The sequence below is a fragment of the Variovorax sp. VNK109 genome (assembly GCF_049445855.1).
Classification (GTDB): Bacteria; Pseudomonadota; Gammaproteobacteria; order Burkholderiales; family Burkholderiaceae_C; genus JAGOCV01.
Genome location: NZ_JBMSDV010000005.1, coordinates 19,588 through 35,731, shown reverse-complemented (window position 1 = coordinate 35,731; position 16,144 = coordinate 19,588). Strand labels below are relative to the sequence as shown.

Annotated in this window: 12 protein-coding genes; all 12 read right to left on the bottom strand. The window is 62.2% G+C overall.

The window, feature by feature from the left end; genetic code table 11:
- Positions 1–115 precede the first annotated feature (115 nt).
- Positions 116–1,189 carry a lipid A deacylase LpxR family protein gene (locus tag ACO2Q9_RS16570; RefSeq protein WP_132978739.1) on the bottom strand — a complete coding sequence of 358 codons (1,074 nt, stop codon included), beginning with the start codon at positions 1,187–1,189 and terminating at the stop codon, positions 116–118.
- The gene (locus ACO2Q9_RS16565) at positions 1,186–1,680 is read right to left on the bottom strand and encodes a universal stress protein (protein ID WP_132978740.1); all 495 of its coding nucleotides are present in this window, start codon (positions 1,678–1,680) and stop codon (positions 1,186–1,188) included. The genes ACO2Q9_RS16570 and ACO2Q9_RS16565 overlap by 4 nt, the downstream gene beginning before the upstream one ends.
- An 87-nt stretch (positions 1,681–1,767) precedes the next feature.
- On the bottom strand, positions 1,768–3,519 hold the full coding sequence (locus ACO2Q9_RS16560) for a PHA/PHB synthase family protein (protein WP_423312894.1): 1,752 nt from the start codon (positions 3,517–3,519) through the stop codon (positions 1,768–1,770).
- Between the two features lie 143 nt (positions 3,520–3,662).
- Complete coding sequence (gene gltS, locus ACO2Q9_RS16555; RefSeq protein ID WP_132978741.1) at positions 3,663–4,865, bottom strand: sodium/glutamate symporter; 1,203 nt, start codon at positions 4,863–4,865, stop codon at positions 3,663–3,665.
- Positions 4,862–6,100 (bottom strand): acetate/propionate family kinase, encoded by a 1,239-nt coding sequence (locus tag ACO2Q9_RS16550; protein WP_054668798.1) that lies wholly within the window; start codon positions 6,098–6,100, stop codon positions 4,862–4,864. Before ACO2Q9_RS16550 ends, gltS begins: the two co-directional genes overlap by 4 nt.
- A 79-nt stretch (positions 6,101–6,179) precedes the next feature.
- Positions 6,180–6,932 carry an SDR family NAD(P)-dependent oxidoreductase gene (locus ACO2Q9_RS16545; RefSeq protein ID WP_054667835.1) on the bottom strand — a complete coding sequence of 251 codons (753 nt, stop codon included), beginning with the start codon at positions 6,930–6,932 and terminating at the stop codon, positions 6,180–6,182.
- A 61-nt stretch (positions 6,933–6,993) separates the two neighbouring features.
- Positions 6,994–8,415: a bifunctional enoyl-CoA hydratase/phosphate acetyltransferase gene (locus tag ACO2Q9_RS16540; RefSeq protein ID WP_068679681.1), complete on the bottom strand. Its 1,422-nt coding sequence runs from the start codon at positions 8,413–8,415 to the stop codon at positions 6,994–6,996.
- Positions 8,412–10,916 (bottom strand): DUF3141 domain-containing protein, encoded by a 2,505-nt coding sequence (locus ACO2Q9_RS16535; protein WP_132978742.1) that lies wholly within the window; start codon positions 10,914–10,916, stop codon positions 8,412–8,414. Before ACO2Q9_RS16535 ends, ACO2Q9_RS16540 begins: the two co-directional genes overlap by 4 nt.
- An 85-nt stretch (positions 10,917–11,001) precedes the next feature.
- The gene (phbB, locus tag ACO2Q9_RS16530) at positions 11,002–11,748 is read right to left on the bottom strand and encodes an acetoacetyl-CoA reductase (RefSeq protein WP_068679679.1); all 747 of its coding nucleotides are present in this window, start codon (positions 11,746–11,748) and stop codon (positions 11,002–11,004) included.
- Positions 11,738–12,199, bottom strand: a complete 462-nt coding sequence (locus tag ACO2Q9_RS16525; protein WP_044396478.1) for a phasin family protein — start codon at positions 12,197–12,199, stop codon at positions 11,738–11,740. Before ACO2Q9_RS16525 ends, phbB begins: the two co-directional genes overlap by 11 nt.
- Before the next feature lie 49 nt (positions 12,200–12,248).
- A complete protein-coding gene (locus tag ACO2Q9_RS16520) occupies positions 12,249–13,379 on the bottom strand; it encodes an ABC transporter permease (RefSeq protein ID WP_423312893.1) in 1,131 nt (376 codons plus the stop codon).
- A gap of 1 nt (position 13,380) precedes the next feature.
- A complete protein-coding gene (gene rbbA, locus ACO2Q9_RS16515) occupies positions 13,381–16,143 on the bottom strand; it encodes a ribosome-associated ATPase/putative transporter RbbA (RefSeq protein WP_132978744.1) in 2,763 nt (920 codons plus the stop codon).
- Between the last annotated feature and the right edge of the window lies 1 nt (position 16,144).

The following is a 16,144-nucleotide window of genomic DNA, read 5'->3' as shown; positions in this document are numbered from 1 at the left end:
CTAATGACGACGGCATTGGCAGTACTGCGTCGACGTGGTAGCTCCACAAGCAACCAGGCTCTTGTCATGAACAGCAACAGAGTGGCTTGCATGGCGTTCAAGGAATCGATCTGCATCAGAATCGCCGTCCTACGGTGATCGTTCCGTAGACCGGGATTTCCTTTTGTCCACGAAATTCGCGGGTGCGGTGGTAGCGGGCTATCGCGATGCGCCAGTTGCCCTGAGTCATCGCGATGCCATAGCCCACATCAGCCACGAATGGCCGTTTATCAACACTATGACTGGACTTGAACGTATTGCCGTCCAACGTGATGTCGTGCAAAACCCAGCGACCGTCGAGTGCCACGAACAGGTGCCCGTTCCAGTTGCTGCCAGCGGTCTTACGCACGGGCGAGGTGTTTTCTCCAGCCGGGCGCAGCGGTGCGGTGCCTAAGTCGTCCGGCAGGCGTAGGCCATAGCGCAGTTCTCCGCCGACATTCGCGTAGGTGGCGAAATTGCCCAAGCTGCCGCCCCAGTGGCGGGTCAGATCCCAACCCCAACCGCTGACGTTTTCTTGCCTGATGACTCGTGTTCGGCGTTCGTGGAGCAACTGCAGCACGGGTTCGTCGCGCAGTTGATGTCTCCAGCCATTGAATCTGTCCACTCCGACGGTGTCATGCCACCAGTTCTGGACTTGCCTGGCCTGGGAGGAGGGCCCCACCACCCCCACGCGGAGTTGCGAAGTGCGCAGCGTATCGCCCCGCCTCGCGTTATAGCCAAGGCTCAACATCAAGGCGCCCGCGAAAGGACGATCATCCTTGATGAGATCGCTGCGCGTTTTGTCGTTCGGGGTGTACATCATCTGCCCGAAGCCGATGGTCATGTTCTGTTCGTCAAAACCCTCGGGTTGCAGCACCGTGAGAAAACGATTCAGCCCACGGACGAGACGGGGTAGGCAAGGGTCATCGCGATAGTCCACAAGGTTGGGGGAGACCCAGCTGACGAGAAACCCGTTGGAGTACCCTTGGTCTTGTCCAATGCCGCCGAACATGTCGTTGTCGATCCGCAGATTGAGCGTTCCCGTTGAGCGCAGCGGGTTGTCCTGGTGGCAGGACTGGGCCTGTGCGGAGGCGCTCAGCAATAGCAGCAGCAAGGGGGCTGCGACTTTCAGCCTCCATTCAGTTTGGTCGGTGGACTGAACCTTCGTCACGCTGGCGTGCCACCCTGCCCAGGGGTTGCAGTCGCAATGACCGATTGGGGCTGGCGCACCAGCATCACCGGAACTGGTGCGATGCGAGCGAGCTGCTCTGCATCGCTTCCCATCAGCAGCCTGTCCACGCCCCGGCGTCCGTGGGTACCCAACACCACCAACTCGCATTGAGTAGTCAGTGCCTGCTGAGCGATGAGCACCGAGACGCGCTCGCCGTTACTTTCCAGAAGGACGGTCTCAACCACCAGGCCTCCCTGCCTCAGCCGCAGCGCCGCCTCGTCCAGCAGCTTCTGCCCGGCCGCCAGGAAGCCCGGCCTCACTTCTTCAATATAGATCCTCGGCCTCTCGAAGCCGTTGCTGTGCTTCATCTCCTCGATGACGTGCAGCAAGACGATGGTTGCGCCATTCAGGCGTGCCAGCACCGCAGCGTGGTGGAGCGCCAAATCGGCAGTAGGACTTCCGTCGAGCGGAACCAGGATTCTTGAGTACATGAATGTCTCCAGTTATCAGAGTAAAACGGGGTGACGAACAGATATTGCGTATACCGTGTCGCAATAGCGGACGCGGTATGCGCTTATTCAGTTGCGTACATATTCCCCTGGGGCGTCGCAAACAGTGGGGTATCCACTGGATTCAGCACCTATGAGCGGAGGCGCAACAACATCACCGGAACGCTCTCGCAGCCACGCCGACCATGCGGGCCACCAGGAATCCGGATGCGTCTGCATCGTCGCTTGCCACTCATCCGGCGCCATGTATCCATCACCGGCCGCGCGGGTATGGATTTGATATTGGCGCTTACCTCGGCCGGGCTCGCTCACGATGCCGCCGTTGTGTCCTCCAGTGGTCAGCACGAAAGTCAGCTCGGCCGAAGACAGGAGATGCAGCTTGTAAACCGAGCGCCAAGGCGCAATATGATCCGAGGCAGTGCCGACGCAAAACACCGGCACAGCGATGTCTCCCACTGAAACGGGGCGACCCGTGACGGGATAACGCCCCGCGCTGAGATCGTTATTCAGGTAAAGGCGTCGGAGATACTGCGAATGCATCTTCGCGGGCAGGCGAGTCCCATCGGCATTCCAAGCCATCAGGTCGGTCATTGGCCGGCGATCGCCCAATAGGTATTCGTCAATCATGCGAGACCATATGAGATCGTAGGAGCGCAGTAGCTGAAAAGCTCCGCTCATCTGGTCGGAGGTCAAATAACCGGTTTGAGCCATGCTGGCTTCCAACAGCGCCACTTGACTCTCGTTGATGAAAAGACTCAGCTCGCCCGGTTCGCTGAAGTCCGTCTGTGCGGCAAGCAGGCTTACCGACACCAGCCGCGTATCGCCATCACGCGCCATGGCTGAAGCACCAATGGCCAGTAGCGTTCCGCCCAGGCAATAACCAGCCGCGTGGACTCCATGCCCGGGGACAACGGAAGTCACAGCGTCCAGCGCTGCATGCAGGCCGAACTCCAGGTACTCATCCATGCCCAAATCTCGATCCTCAGCATCCGGATTTCTCCAGGAGATGCAAAAAACCGTATGCCCTTGCGCAACCAGATACCGTATCAGCGAGTTATGCGGTGACAGATCCAGTACGTAGTACTTCATGATCCAGGCAGGAATGATCATGATCGGTTCGGGATGGACTTTCTCGGTAGTGGGCGTGTCCTGAATCAGTTCGATCAGTCGATTTCTCAGAACGACTTTTCCTTCCGTGACCGCTACGTCGCGCCCAACGACGAAGTTCTCCGTTCCCGCGGGAGGCTGGCCGGATAGTTGCCGACGCAAGTCGTCGAGAAAGTTGGACGTCCCCCGCGCTAGATTGGCGCCTTGCTCTGCGATGGTTCTTTTCAGGACAACGGGGTTGAAAACCGCAGCGTTGGCGGGCGAAAGCATTTCCAGCCACTGTTTGGCGCCAAACGCCAGCAGGCGTTGGTGTTTCGGATCCACTCCCCACACCCCCTGCGTGGCCTGCTCCCACCATTTGGTCTGATTGACGAATGAACTGCGGAAAAGGTCGTAGGGCCATTGATCCCATGCAGGATCGTTGAAGCGGCGGTCATTGACAGGTGACCGGTCAGGAGCGGTGGCTCCCCGGTTCGGGTTGGCCCGATTCTTCTTCAATACGGCCATCCATTGCTCGGACAGGGAGGCTGCAAACGCCAAAAGCTCGGCTTGCTTGCCAGGACTGTTTGCTAAATGGCTCGCCCAGTCCACCCACGCGAGCAACGATGTCTCCGGCGAAATAGACGACCAAGCCTGTGCCCAAGCGACATGGGCATCCCCATCCAACTTCGGATTGATGGCTGAGTCGATATTGCCGTTCTTTTTATTCGTCAAAGCGTATTACCTCTATTTCTGCACAAGTAGAAAGAGCCCCTTGCTTGAAAACGGGAGTCGATTGCGATTTCCTGGGCGACGACGCCTCGCCAGCGCGTCAGCGATGTATCCATCTGCCAGCTCGCTCCGCTGTTTCGCTTCGCCTAACCGGCCATCAGGCTGATTACCAGTGCGTTCGCAATATCGATGACGAACCCACATACCAGGGGCACCACAATGAACGCCTCGCGTGCCGCACCATGCTCCCGAGTCACCGCCGTCATGTTGGCGATGGCAGTGGCGGTAGATCCCAGCGCAATACCGCCGAAACCCGCGCACACCACGGCGGCTTGGTAATCCTTGCCCATTGCCCGAAAAACAATCAGCAAAACGAATGCGATGACCAGGGCAATCTGCACCAGCATCGCCGCCGTGATGAAGGCAAGCACGGGCTGCAGCTCCCAGAGCCTGAGTCCCATCAGCGCCATGGTCAGAAACAGGCCCAGTGAGATATCGGAGACCAGGGCAATGCCTGGCTGCATGCTCGGCCAGTTCCATAGACGTCCGCCCCCACTCGGCCTCATCCAGTCGGCCACCATGCGCAGGAGAATCCCGGCCAGCAGGCAGCCCACAAAGGCGGGCAGCGTGACGGGGGTACGCGCTACCAAGGCATTGATTCCGTATCCCAGCATCAAGGCCAAGTTGAGCCAGAGCAATGCCAGCAGCACGCCGTAGTAGTCCAGGCGGGCATGCTGCTCATTGCTGTGCAGCGTGCCAATTTCCAGGGCGCTGTCTCCGGCTTGAAGCCGATGCCTGTGCATGAGCAGGCTTGCGATCGGGCCGCCGATGGTGCAGGCCGCGATCAGGCCGATCATGTTCGCTGCCAATCCCAGTTCCTGCGCTTGCGCAATGCCGAGGTTTTGAACGAAGTGATCGGACCAGGCCAAGGTGGTGCCCACGCCTCCGGTCAGGGAAATCGATCCCACCATCAGCCCGGCGCGCGGATCCAGGCCGAAGGCGCGTGCCATCTCCATCCCGGCCAGGTTCTGCAGCACCATGAACCCGATGGCCAACCCCGACAGGATCAGCAAGGGCCGCCCACCATGGCGCAGCGTGCGGGCGTCGGTACCCAGGCCAATGGCCGCAAAGAAGTACAGCAGCAGCGCGTCACGCGCTTCGAGATCGAAACTGACGACGATCCCCGCACCGTAGTACAGGGCGAAGACAACCAGGGCGCAGGCCAGGCCGCCCACCAGGGATTCCGGGATGCTGTATCGACGCAAGATGCCCCAACGCGCAACCAGGCCCTTGCCCACGAACAACAGCACGATGGCGAGCGTGAATCCATGGAAGGCATCGATCGTCATCGCGCCTTCTCCCTGTCCAGGCAGGACAGTGCGTGGCTGGCGGCTATCCACTCTTCGTTGGTGGGCTCGACCGCCACGATGACCTGGCTGTGGTCGCTGGAAATCTTCGCCGCGTGGCGGGCGTTGGCGTCGGTATCCAGGGCAATGCCCAGAAAGCCCAGCGCCGCACAGATGCGCTCGCGAATGAACGCATTGTGTTCACCGACACCCGCCGTGAACACCAACATGTCCAGACCGCCCAGCACGGCGACCAGGGCCCCGATCTCGCGCACGATGCGTCGCACGTAAAGGGCCAGTGCCAAGCGCGCTCGCTCCCCCGTTTCGCCTGCATCGTTCTCGTGCCCGACAATGACGCGCGGCTCGGCCGAGATTCCCGAAACGCCGAGCAGGCCGGACTCGTGATAGAGGACGCGCCCCACTTGCTCTAGTGAGAGCTTCTCGACTTCCATCAGGTAGAGCACCGCACCCGGATCGAGCGCGCCGGTGCGGGTGCCCATCATCAGGCCGTCAAGCGCGGAGAAGCCCATGGTGGTGGCCACGCTTTTGAGTCCTTGCATGGCGCACAGACTGGCGCCACTGCCCAAGTGGGCAACGACGGTGCGCCCGCACGCGGCGTCGCCATGGCGTTCGGGCAAGGCCACTGCCATGTACTCATACGACAGGCCGTGAAACCCGTACCGACGCAGACCGCGCTCCCATGCGGCATAGGGCAACGGCAGGATCTTCTCGACCTGGGGCAAAGTGTGGTGGAAGGCCGTGTCGAAGCAAGCCATCTGTGGCAGATCTGGCTGCTCCCGCAGCAGGATCTCCACGGCTTCGAGCGCGAATGGCTGGTGCAGCGGGGCCAGAGGAATGTAGCCCTTGAGGTCGGCCAGGACATTTGCGTCCAGGCGCACGGGCATGGAGTATTTGCTGCCGCCGTGGACGATACGGTGGGCGACCGTACCTACGTGGCGGCCGTCGAGCCGCCGGCTGACACGATCGCGGATGAGGCGCAGTGCGGCGCGATACGGATGTGCCGTGTCCAGTTCGATCGAGAACGGCGCAACTCCGGTCTCTCCGAAATCCGGGTTGGCGCCGCCGATTCCCTGCACCTTGCCATTCCACAATGCCTGACGCGGCAGTGGCGCGGCCGAGGAATCGAACACCGCAAACTTGATGCTGGATGAACCGCAGTTCAGCACAAGGATCAGTCCGTGTTCGCGGCGCCCGGAGCGGGCCATGGTGACGTCCATCAGGTCGTCCTCTCTGCGCGCCGTCCGCGCGACTTCGCCGAGGTGTGCGGGGGTGTCTGCTGTCTCATCGTCTTCAGACTCAGCGCGCCGTGTAGCCGCCATCGGCGATGAGCTGGGTGCCCACAAGGAAGCTGCTTCCTTCCGACAGCAAAAACGCCACGGCATGGGCGATTTCGTCCGATGTACCCAGACGACCGATCGGATGCAGGTCAACGGCCTTCTGGAGGGCCGATTCATCCAGGAAATCCAGGATGGGCGTACGCACGTAACCGGGATGAATCGAATTGATCCGGATTCCCTTGGACGCATAGGCCAGTCCTGCCGAGCGGGTCAGCCCGGTCACGCCATGTTTGGCTGCGACGTACGCAGGGTTCGCTGCGTCGCCCACCACCCCCAGGATGGAGGAGACGTTGACGATGGCGCCGCCTCCCGAGCGCAGGATGGCGGGAATCTGATGGCGCAGGCCATAGAACACGCCGTTCAGGTTGACATCGATCACCCGGCGCCAGGCGGCAGGGTCCAGTTCTCCCGCCGGGCTCTGGTCGCCACCGATACCGGCGTTGTTGACGGCAAAATGAAGGTCGCCGAACGTATCGACCGCGCAGGCCACGGCAGCCTGGACCTCATCGATGCATGCCACGTCGGCCACGTTGGCCACGGCGTGGCCGCCCTCGGCGTTGATGAGGCTGGTGACGCGCTGCGCATTGTCGGCGCTGACATCGGAGACGACGACATTCAGGCCGTTGCTTGCAAGCAGCCGGGCAATGGCCTCGCCAATGCCAGACCCTGCACCGGTGACCAGGGCTACGCGGCCAGAGAATGAGTACTGCATGGTGTTTCCTCCAAAGGGGTGGATTAAAAAGAGGGGGTTAATAAGTTGCCGATAAGTCGGCTCAAGGGGGTGACAGCCGATAGTGGTGGGCCAGCATCAGTGCGATCGCGCATGAGGCGATGCGTGTATCACGCGAGTCGGCGCGGCTGGTCAGAATGACTGGCACCTTGGCTCCAAGAACGATCCCGGCGCTGGCTGCGCCGCCCATGAAGATCAACTGCTTGGCAAGCATGTTGCCGCTCTCCAGGTCAGGCACGACGAGGATGTCAGCTTGCCCGGCGACCTCGGAAACGATCCCCTTGATACGCGCAGCGGCGATGGAGACGGCGTTGTCGAAGGCCAGCGGCCCGTCGAGCAGGCCGCCAGTGATCTGGCCGCGATCGGCCATCTTGCACAGCGCCGCAGCGTCCAGCGTGGCCGCCATCGTCGGGCTGACCGTCTCGACCGCGGCCAGGATCGCGACCTTGGGTTCGCGCACGCCGATCACCTGTGCCAGCTCGATGGCGTTGCGGATGATGTCTGCCTTCTGTTCCAGATTCGGGGCGATATTGATCGCCGCATCGGTGACGATGAACGGGCGCGGATAGGCCGGTGTCTGCAACAGGAAGCAATGGCTGACCCGGCGCTTGGTGCGCAACCCCGCTGCTGCCGAAACCAGCGCGGACATCAGTTCGTCGGTGTGCAGGCTCCCTTTCATCAGGGCTTCGACTTCACCTGCGGCTGCCAAGGCGACGGCTTGCTGCGCAGCGGCGTGGCTGTGCGGGACGTCCACAATGGCGACGTCGGCCAGATCCAGCCCGGCCTCGGTGGCGACTGCTTCGAGCCGCCCTCGTGGCCCGACCAGCACCGGCTCGATCAACCCCGCGTGGCGCGCTTCGAGCGCAGCGGACAGGCTGGGGACATCGCACGGATGGGCGACGGCTACCCGAATCGGTTGCAAGTGCGCGACATGCGCCAGCAGGTGCTGCAGGCCTGTGCGGCCCTGCGCATCCGGATGGATTTCCGGCAACGCCGTGCGCGTTCTTTCAATGCGCTCAGTGGGCGCTACGACCTCTACCTGGCCTTGGAAAATCGCCACCCCCTCCTGGCTGGTGCAGGTGCAGTCCAGCGTGACGTGATGGGTGGCCGTGTCTTTGCTGCTCACCTGCATCTGCACGGTCAGCCTGTCGCCGGGCCGAACGGCTCCGAGCAAGCGCAGGTTCTGGCTGACATATTGGGTTCCAGGCCCCGGCAGGCGTGTTCCCAGCACAGCCGAGATCAGGACGTTTGCACAAATGGCCTCCGTGGTGTCCCGCGAGGGCGAAGACACCGAAGATTCCGGATCCACATCGCCCGATTGCAGCGCGAACATGTGGATGTCTTGCGGCGAAAACGCGCGTTCGAGGCTGGCGCTGTCGCCGATGGCGATCTCGTCGAAGGTGCGGTTGCGCAGAACCTGCAATGCGTCGGCGGCGCCATCGACCGGTGCGGAGGACGTCGTCATTTGCCTTTCCCTCGCCGTGTTTGACTTGTCCGCGGGGCGGCTGGCGTCTTGGACACAGTTTTCTGCGTAGCAGTTTTCTTCTGAGGCGCCTTAGGCTTTGGAGAGGATGTCTTGGAGGTCGTGTTTATGGCCGGAGCGGAGGTGTCACTGGCGGAGCTCGGCATGGCTGGCGCCGCATTCGCATCCTCGACCGCAGCGGATGTGCCACTGGCAGAGCGTGGCATGGCGGTTGTCGACTTCGCGTCCACGACCGTAGCGGAGGTATCAGTGGCGGGACTTATCACGGCGGGCGCCGAAGCCGCCTGCGCTTGGCGCTCGGCCTGCTCGAACAAGGTAGAAACCTGTTCCAGCCTGGTTTGTTCTTGTGCGGACAGCACACCGCCGCTGCCAATCACTTGCACGATCATTCCCGCCACCTGGCGGATGTCATCAGGCGCTATGCCGTTGAGCAATCCGGGGATGGCGGACACCGTGGCGTCCTCGTCGAGCCTCATGAGCAAAGCCTGCCGACGAACGAGGTGGCGAAAGACCTGCATGTCGAAGTCGTTTGCCAAATGGGGGCGCGCGAGTTCCTCTGCGTGCCGGAAGTGCCGCCCGTCGGCCTCGCCACGCGCGGCCAGCACAAAGAACAGCGCCCGTATGGAGGCTTCGGTGATCCCGCCGCTGTGAATATCCGCTTCGAGCCGTGTCAACTCTTGCGCCAGATACTGGCGATGCTCGGGCGTCTCGCTGGGATGGGGTCGCGGCGGTGCATCGTCGTGCAGGCTCTGTCCAGTCATGGCCTGCACCAGCGGCAGGCTGTACAGCGTGTCAAACGCCTGTGCGTAGATCTGGTCGCGGCAATCACGGAATTGATCCAGCATCTGTTCGACGGCGGTGGAAAACTGCGCCTGCAGTTGCAGGAAAGGGTTGGCCTCGGAGACGGGCTGACGATGGTCGCGCACGTGTTGCGCAGCCTCATGTACTGCGGCGGCGAGCGGATGCCTGTCAGACCACAATTCATAGCCCATGCGCAGCGGATGCAGCGGCTCCAGCCACTTCGCACCCTGGTCCGTGACCAGGGCACGCATCCATGGCTGCACGAAGCTGCGGTAGCAAGCCAGGTTGACCTCGGAGATCCGCGCAACGGCGGCGAACCGGCGATCGTTCTCAGGGTCGGGACGGACGATCTCACGGACTTCATCGATGTTGCTGCGCTGGATCCGAGTCAGGTAGGCGTTCCCGGTCGGCTCGCCTTCCTGCGACCCGTCTGGATTTTCATCGACCAGCATGCGGTGGATACCGGCCGGCAGCACGTCGATGACGTCGATGTTGGCGGCGAACTCCTGGTGCTCTTTACGCCCGACGCTGCCGGAGACGAAGATACCCAGATGCCCGATGCTGTCATGGGTGGCGTAGACGATGGTCTGGTCATGCCCCATCACGTCCAGATCGTTGCGGTACAGATCGGTGATCCAGCCCAGGGCCTGGGGCGGTGGCGTGATGTTGTCCCCATAGGAGCAGAACACCACGATCGGCGAGCGAATATTGCGCAGGTCGATGCGCACGCCATCAGACGTCACCAGCTGCGCCGTACTCAGTTTGTTGCCGATGAACAGGTTATCGACGATGTACTGCATTTCCACGTCATTCAGGAAGACGTGGCCGCCCCAATACTTCTCGAACTGCAGGTGGCGGGGGCCCTCCGTGTCGACCTTGGCGTACAGGTTGTACTGTTTGGTCCAAAGCGTATTGGCCGGGTCCAGGTTTTCGAAGTTCTGAACCAGCCAGGCACCATCGAACCGACCAGCTCCTAGGTCGCTGGTCAATGCCGTCAACCAGCTACCGCCGGTCAGACCGCCCGCGTAGCGCATCGGCATGTCGCCCGCCCAGTACGACAGCGGCGCACCGGCCACGATGATCGGTCCGAACAGTTCGGGCCAGACGGCGGCTGCCATCAGGATCTGCCAGCCTGCCTGGCAATTGCCGATGACCGCAGGCTTGCCGCGGCTGTCGGGGTGCAGCTCGCCGACCTTGCGCACGAAGGCCGCTTCGGCGCGCATGACGTCTTCGACGGTCTGGCCGGGAACGGGATCGGGCAGAAAGCCTACGAAGTAGCAGGGATGGCCAGCCTTGAGAGCCGCGCCGACCTCGCTATCGGGTTTGAAGCCGCCGATGCCTGGGCCGTGGCCCGCTCGTGGATCGACCACCACGAACGGTCGCTTGTGGGGATCGCTCGGCGTGTCGGCTGGCGGCAGGATACGTACGAGGCCATAGTTGACCGGCTGCGGAAGGTCCAGCCCGGACATGATGACCTCAGAGGCGAAGTCGAGTACGTTCGGCGTCTGCTCCTGCAAATGCTCCTGGTACTGGTTGCCGCGTTGGCGGCGAACGTCGGCATACAGAATGGACCGCTGCCAGGCATCCACTGCATACTCGTTTGCCATCGCCGATAGTCGCAACGGGTCCCACAGCAACTGCCCCCAAGCGGCCGTTGGTGATGTCGTGGTGTCTTGATTCATGGCGATGGGCACTCCGTCTATGATGAAACTGAAAAATTGAATGAAAAGGGGCCGCAGGCACATCGTCTTGCCGGCCCTTCCTCACTCAGTACATGTGCTGGCCACCATTCATCGACACGTTGCTGCCGGTCATGAACCCCGCAGACTCACTGGCGATGAATGCAACCAGTGCGGCGATTTCCTCAGGCCGTCCCAGACGACCCACGGGAATACCGGCAGTCACTTGCTTGACCACTTCCTCCGACATGCTCGTCACCATCTTCGTATCCAGATACCCCGGCGAGACGGTGTTGACTGTCACACCCTTGCGCGCCACCTCTTGCGCAAGGGCTTTAGTGAAGCCATGCATGCCGGCTTTTGCGGCGGAGTAGTTGGTCTGGCCGAACTGCCCCTTGGAGCCGTTGATCGAGGAGATGTTGACGATCCTGCCCCAGCCGCGTTCGAGCATGCCGTCGATGAATGGCCGGGTGACGTTGAAAACGGAGTCGAGATTGACCCGCAGGACCGCATCCCAATCGGCGTAGCTCAGCTTGCGGAACGTAGCATCACGCGTGATGCCCGCGTTGTTGACCAGAATGTCGATGTGGTGACCGTCTGCTTGAATGAGGCCGGCCAGCTCCTGGCAGGAGGCATGGTCGGCCACATCCGCGCCGTAGGCGGCGAAGTCGTAACCTTCGCCGGCTTGGGTTTTCAGCCACGCGCCAATGCTGGCATTGCCCGGCGAATGGACGATGAGCACGGTATGGCCCGCATCGTGCAAGGCCCGGGCGATGGCTTCGCCCAGGCCGCCGCTGCCGCCGGTGACCAGTGCAGTGCGTTGCTCAGCCGGCATTGCGACCACCTGTCTTGGCTGGTGCGTCCTTGTCCTGTGCCTTGGCCCACACCGCTCCCCATTGCTTGAAAATATCCTGGAACGGCAATATCGCATCTGCCTGGCCTACGGCCTGCGTGACCGATTTCTGCCAGTCCTGAATGGCTTGCTGCAGGCCTTGGGTGAAGGTGGTCTGATTCTTGATTGCGACTTGCGTTAGTGCCTGCGCGCCACCCATCTGGTGCTGAAACTGACGCCAGAAGGCCTGCGCGGGCAGCGTGGCCAACTCCTGCCAGTTCTGGGCCTTGAGCAGGCTTTCGATCTCAGTGCCGGACTCGGCAATGTTTTCGCTGCCCGCGCGCGTGGCGTTCTCCAGCCATTGCTGGCCGTTTTCCTGCATCAGGCGCTGCAGGCGCAGTTGCAGTTCCAGGTTCGCCTTGAAGAGGTTGAGGGGGATGGTTTCATTGCTCATGGTCAAACTCCTTGCTTGGGTTGAAATGCCCAATCGGGCGGTCAAACGATCAGGCCATCTGGCCGATCGTTTTGCGAAAGCGTGCCAGCGACAGGAAAAACAGCACCGCGCCGATCAAGGCCAGCGCCAGGAAGGGCTGCCACACCGTCTCCAGCCCCGCGCCCCGATAAAGGATGGCCTGGCTCAGTTCCACGAAATGGGTGGTGGGTGCGACCAGCATGATGTTCTGCACGATCTCGGGCATGCTTTCGCGTGGCGTAGTGCCACCCGACAGCATCTGCAGCGGCATGATGGTGAGCATCATCAACATGCCAAACTGCGGCATGTTGCGCGCCAGCGTGGCGATGAAGATGCCCATCGACGTAGTGGCGAACAGACTGAGCGCTGCACCGGCGAAGAACAGCGCGATGGAGCCCTCGATGGGCACGCCCAGGACGCCGCGCACCATGAGGGTGAGCGACAGGAAGGAGGCGATCAGCACGACCAGGGCCATCGAACAGACCTTGGAGAGCATGATCTGGGCGGGAGTCACGGGCATCACCAGCAGGTGTTCGATGGTGCCGTGCTCGCGCTCGCGGATCAGTGCTGCGCCGGTCAGGATGATGGACAGCAGCGTGATGTGGTTGATGATCTGCACCACCGAGCCGAACCAAGCCTTGTCGAGGGCGGGGTTGAAGCGTGCGCGCAAGGCCAGATCCACAGGTGGCACGGTGGCGCCGCGATAACGTTTGACGAACTCGTTGACTTCACCGGTGAATATCTGCTGGATGTAACCACTGCCGGTGAAGGCCTGGCTCATGCGGGTGGCATCGACATTGAGCTGCGCGGCGGGTGATCGCCCTGCCAGCACGTCGCGCTGGAAGTTGGGCGGAATGACCAGGGCAAAGGTGTACTGCCCGGCATCCATGCCCGGATCCACGCTTCCATAGTCGATCATGGCCGGTGGCGTGAACTGCGGCGGGTAGAACGCCGAGGCAATCCGTTGGGAAAGCGCCGAATTGTCTTCATCGACGATGGCGATGGGCGCGTTGTGCAGCGTCTCCGGCATGGACGTGGCCGAGGTATAGACCGACGCGGTGAACACGTAGACGATGAGCACGATCATCATCGGATCGCGCCAAAGACTCCATAGCTCCTTGACACCGAGCTGGTAGATGTTGGCCAGGTTTCGTCTGCGCATCTCAGCGTTCCTGCTTTTTGAGTAGCAAAACGGCCGCGCCGAGAATCACCGGAACCGACAGGAGCATCGACCACAGCGGCCATGTCAGGTCGGGCAAGCCGAGCGCTTTGCTGAAAACGCCACGGCTGATGGAGATCATGTGCGTGGCGGGGTAGATCTCGCCGATGAACTTGCTGGAGCCTTCGAGCGAGGACACTGGATCGATCAGGCCGGCGAACTGGGTGGCCGGAATCAGGGTGCCGATCATGGCGAAGAACATGGCCGCGATCTGGCTGCGCGTGACGGCCGAGGCGAGCAGCCCCATGCCTGTCGCGGCGAAGGAGAAGATCAGCGCGGCCAGCGCCAGGGTCAAGAAGCTGCCCTTGACCGGCACACCGAAGATGGTGACCGCGAGCAGGCTCATCAGCAGGAAGTTCATCATGGCCAGGCCGACATAGGGCAGTTGCTTGCCAAGCAGGAACTCGATGCGCGTCACCGGCGTCACGTACAGATTGGTGATCGAGCCTGTCTCTTTCTCGCGCACCACCGCCAGCGCGGTCAGCATGGCCGGCAGCATGAGCAGCAACAGGGGAATCACGGCGGGCACCATCGCCGGCAGGCTCTTGACATCGGGGTTGTAGCGAAAGCGCGTCTCGACGCTCGCATTGCCTGCTGCGCTGGCGCCGCCGCGCTCGCTGGCCTGTACCAGCAGCCAGTGCTGGTGCATGCCCTGAACGTAGCCCTGCACGGTTTCGGCGCGCTGCGGCATGGCGCCGTCGAGCCACGCACCGATCTGCACGTTCTGGCCCCGCAACACATCGCGGGCAAAGCCAGCGGGGATTTCGATGGCCAATGACAGTTCGCCGCTGCGCATGCGCCGGTCGAGATCCTCGTAATCGACGATAGGCGGGTGCTCTGTGAAGTAGCGCGAGCCGGCCAGGTTCAGCGTGTAGCTTTGGCTGAGCGTGGTTTGGTCGCGATCGAGCACCGCATAGCTCAGGTCTTCGACGTCCATGGTGATGCCGAAGCCGATCACGAACATCAGGAGCAGCGAACCGCCCAGCGCCAGGGTGGCGCGCACCGGATCGCGCTGCAGTTCCAGTGCTTCGCGCCACAGATAGCTGAGCATGCGGCGCAGGCTGAAGCCTTCAGCGTTGTGCCCGATGTGCTCAGTGTGTGTCGCTGGCGTCTGAATCGCCGTATTGGCGGCCTCGGTGGGGCCGGCGGGAGCGACCGTGCCGCCCTCCGCCTCGATGAGGTAGCCGATGAAGGCCTCTTCGAGGGTTTTAGCGCCGCGCTTCTCGACCAGCTTGGCGGGCACGTCGCTGTCGAGCACCTTGCCCGCATGCATCATTGACATGCGGTCGCAGCGTTCGGCCTCGTTCATGAAGTGGGTGGAAATGAAGACCGTCACCCGGTCGCGACGTGACAGCTCGATGAGCAGCCGCCAGAATGCATCGCGCGCTACTGGATCGACCCCGGAGGTCGGCTCGTCCAGAATCAACAGTTCGGGCTTGTGCACCATGGCGACTGCCAGCGACAGGCGCTGGCGTATGCCCAGAGGCAGGCTGGCCGGCAAGCTGTCGATGACTTCCACCAGGCCGAAGCGCTCCACCATCTCTTCGACGCGGCCCGGAATGTCCTTCGGGGGCACGCTGAACAGCTTGGCGTGCAACTCCAGGTTCTGGCGTACCGTGATTTCGCTGTAGAGCGAGAATGCCTGCGACATGTAGCCGACGCGGCGGCGGGTGTCCAAGTCATGCGGGTCCACCTCATGACCGAACAGCCAGGCTCGTCCCTCGCTCGCCGGCAGTAGCCCGGTGAGCATCTTCATCGTCGTAGACTTGCCGCAGCCGTTGGAGCCGAGGAAGCCGAAGATTTCACCGCGCCGGATGCGGAAGGACACGCTGTCGACGGCGACGAAGTCGCCAAAGCGCATGGTCAGCCCTTTGGCCTCGATGGCGATGTCGTCGGCGCCGTCTTCCGGCAAGGGAGGAATGACCACCGGTTTGTGCCCGCGCTTTTTCTCTTCTGGGAGCAGGCGGATGAACGCCTCTTCCAGGTTCGGGCTGCCTGTTCTTTCCAGCAATTCCTTCGGTGTGCCGGTGGCGAGAACCTTGCCGTCGTCGATGGCGGCGAGCCAGTCGAAGCGCTGCGCCTCGTCCATGTAGGCGGTGGCCACGATCACGCTCATGCCGGGGCGGTCGGCGCGGATGCGTTCGATCAGATCCCAGAACTGTGCGCGCGCCAGCGGATCCACGCCGGTCGTCGGTTCATCGAGAATCAGGAAATCCGGGTCGTGAATCAGCGCGCAGCACAAGCCCAGCTTCTGCTTCATGCCCCCGGAGAGCTTGCCTGCCGGGCGTGCCAGGAATTTGAACAGGCCCGTGGCCTGGGTCAGCTCATCGATGCGCTGGCGGCGCTCGGGCGCGTCATGGCCGAACAGCCGCGCGAAGAATTGCAGATTCTCCTCGACCGAGAGCGTCGGATACAGGTTTTTGCCCAGTCCCTGCGGCATGTAGGCGATGCGCGGGCACACTTTATTGCGATGGGCCTTGCTGGCCATGTCGCCACCGAGCACCTCGACCGTGCCCTCCTGGATGATGCGCACACCCGCCAGCAATGAGAGCAGACTGGATTTGCCCACGCCGTCGGGGCCGATCAGGCCGACCATCCGCCCGGCGGGAATGTCCAGGTCGATGCCATCCAGGGCAATGACGTCGCCGTAGCGCAGGCTTACCTGATGGGCACTGGCAACGGTCGCGAGCTGCGCACTGTAGCTCATA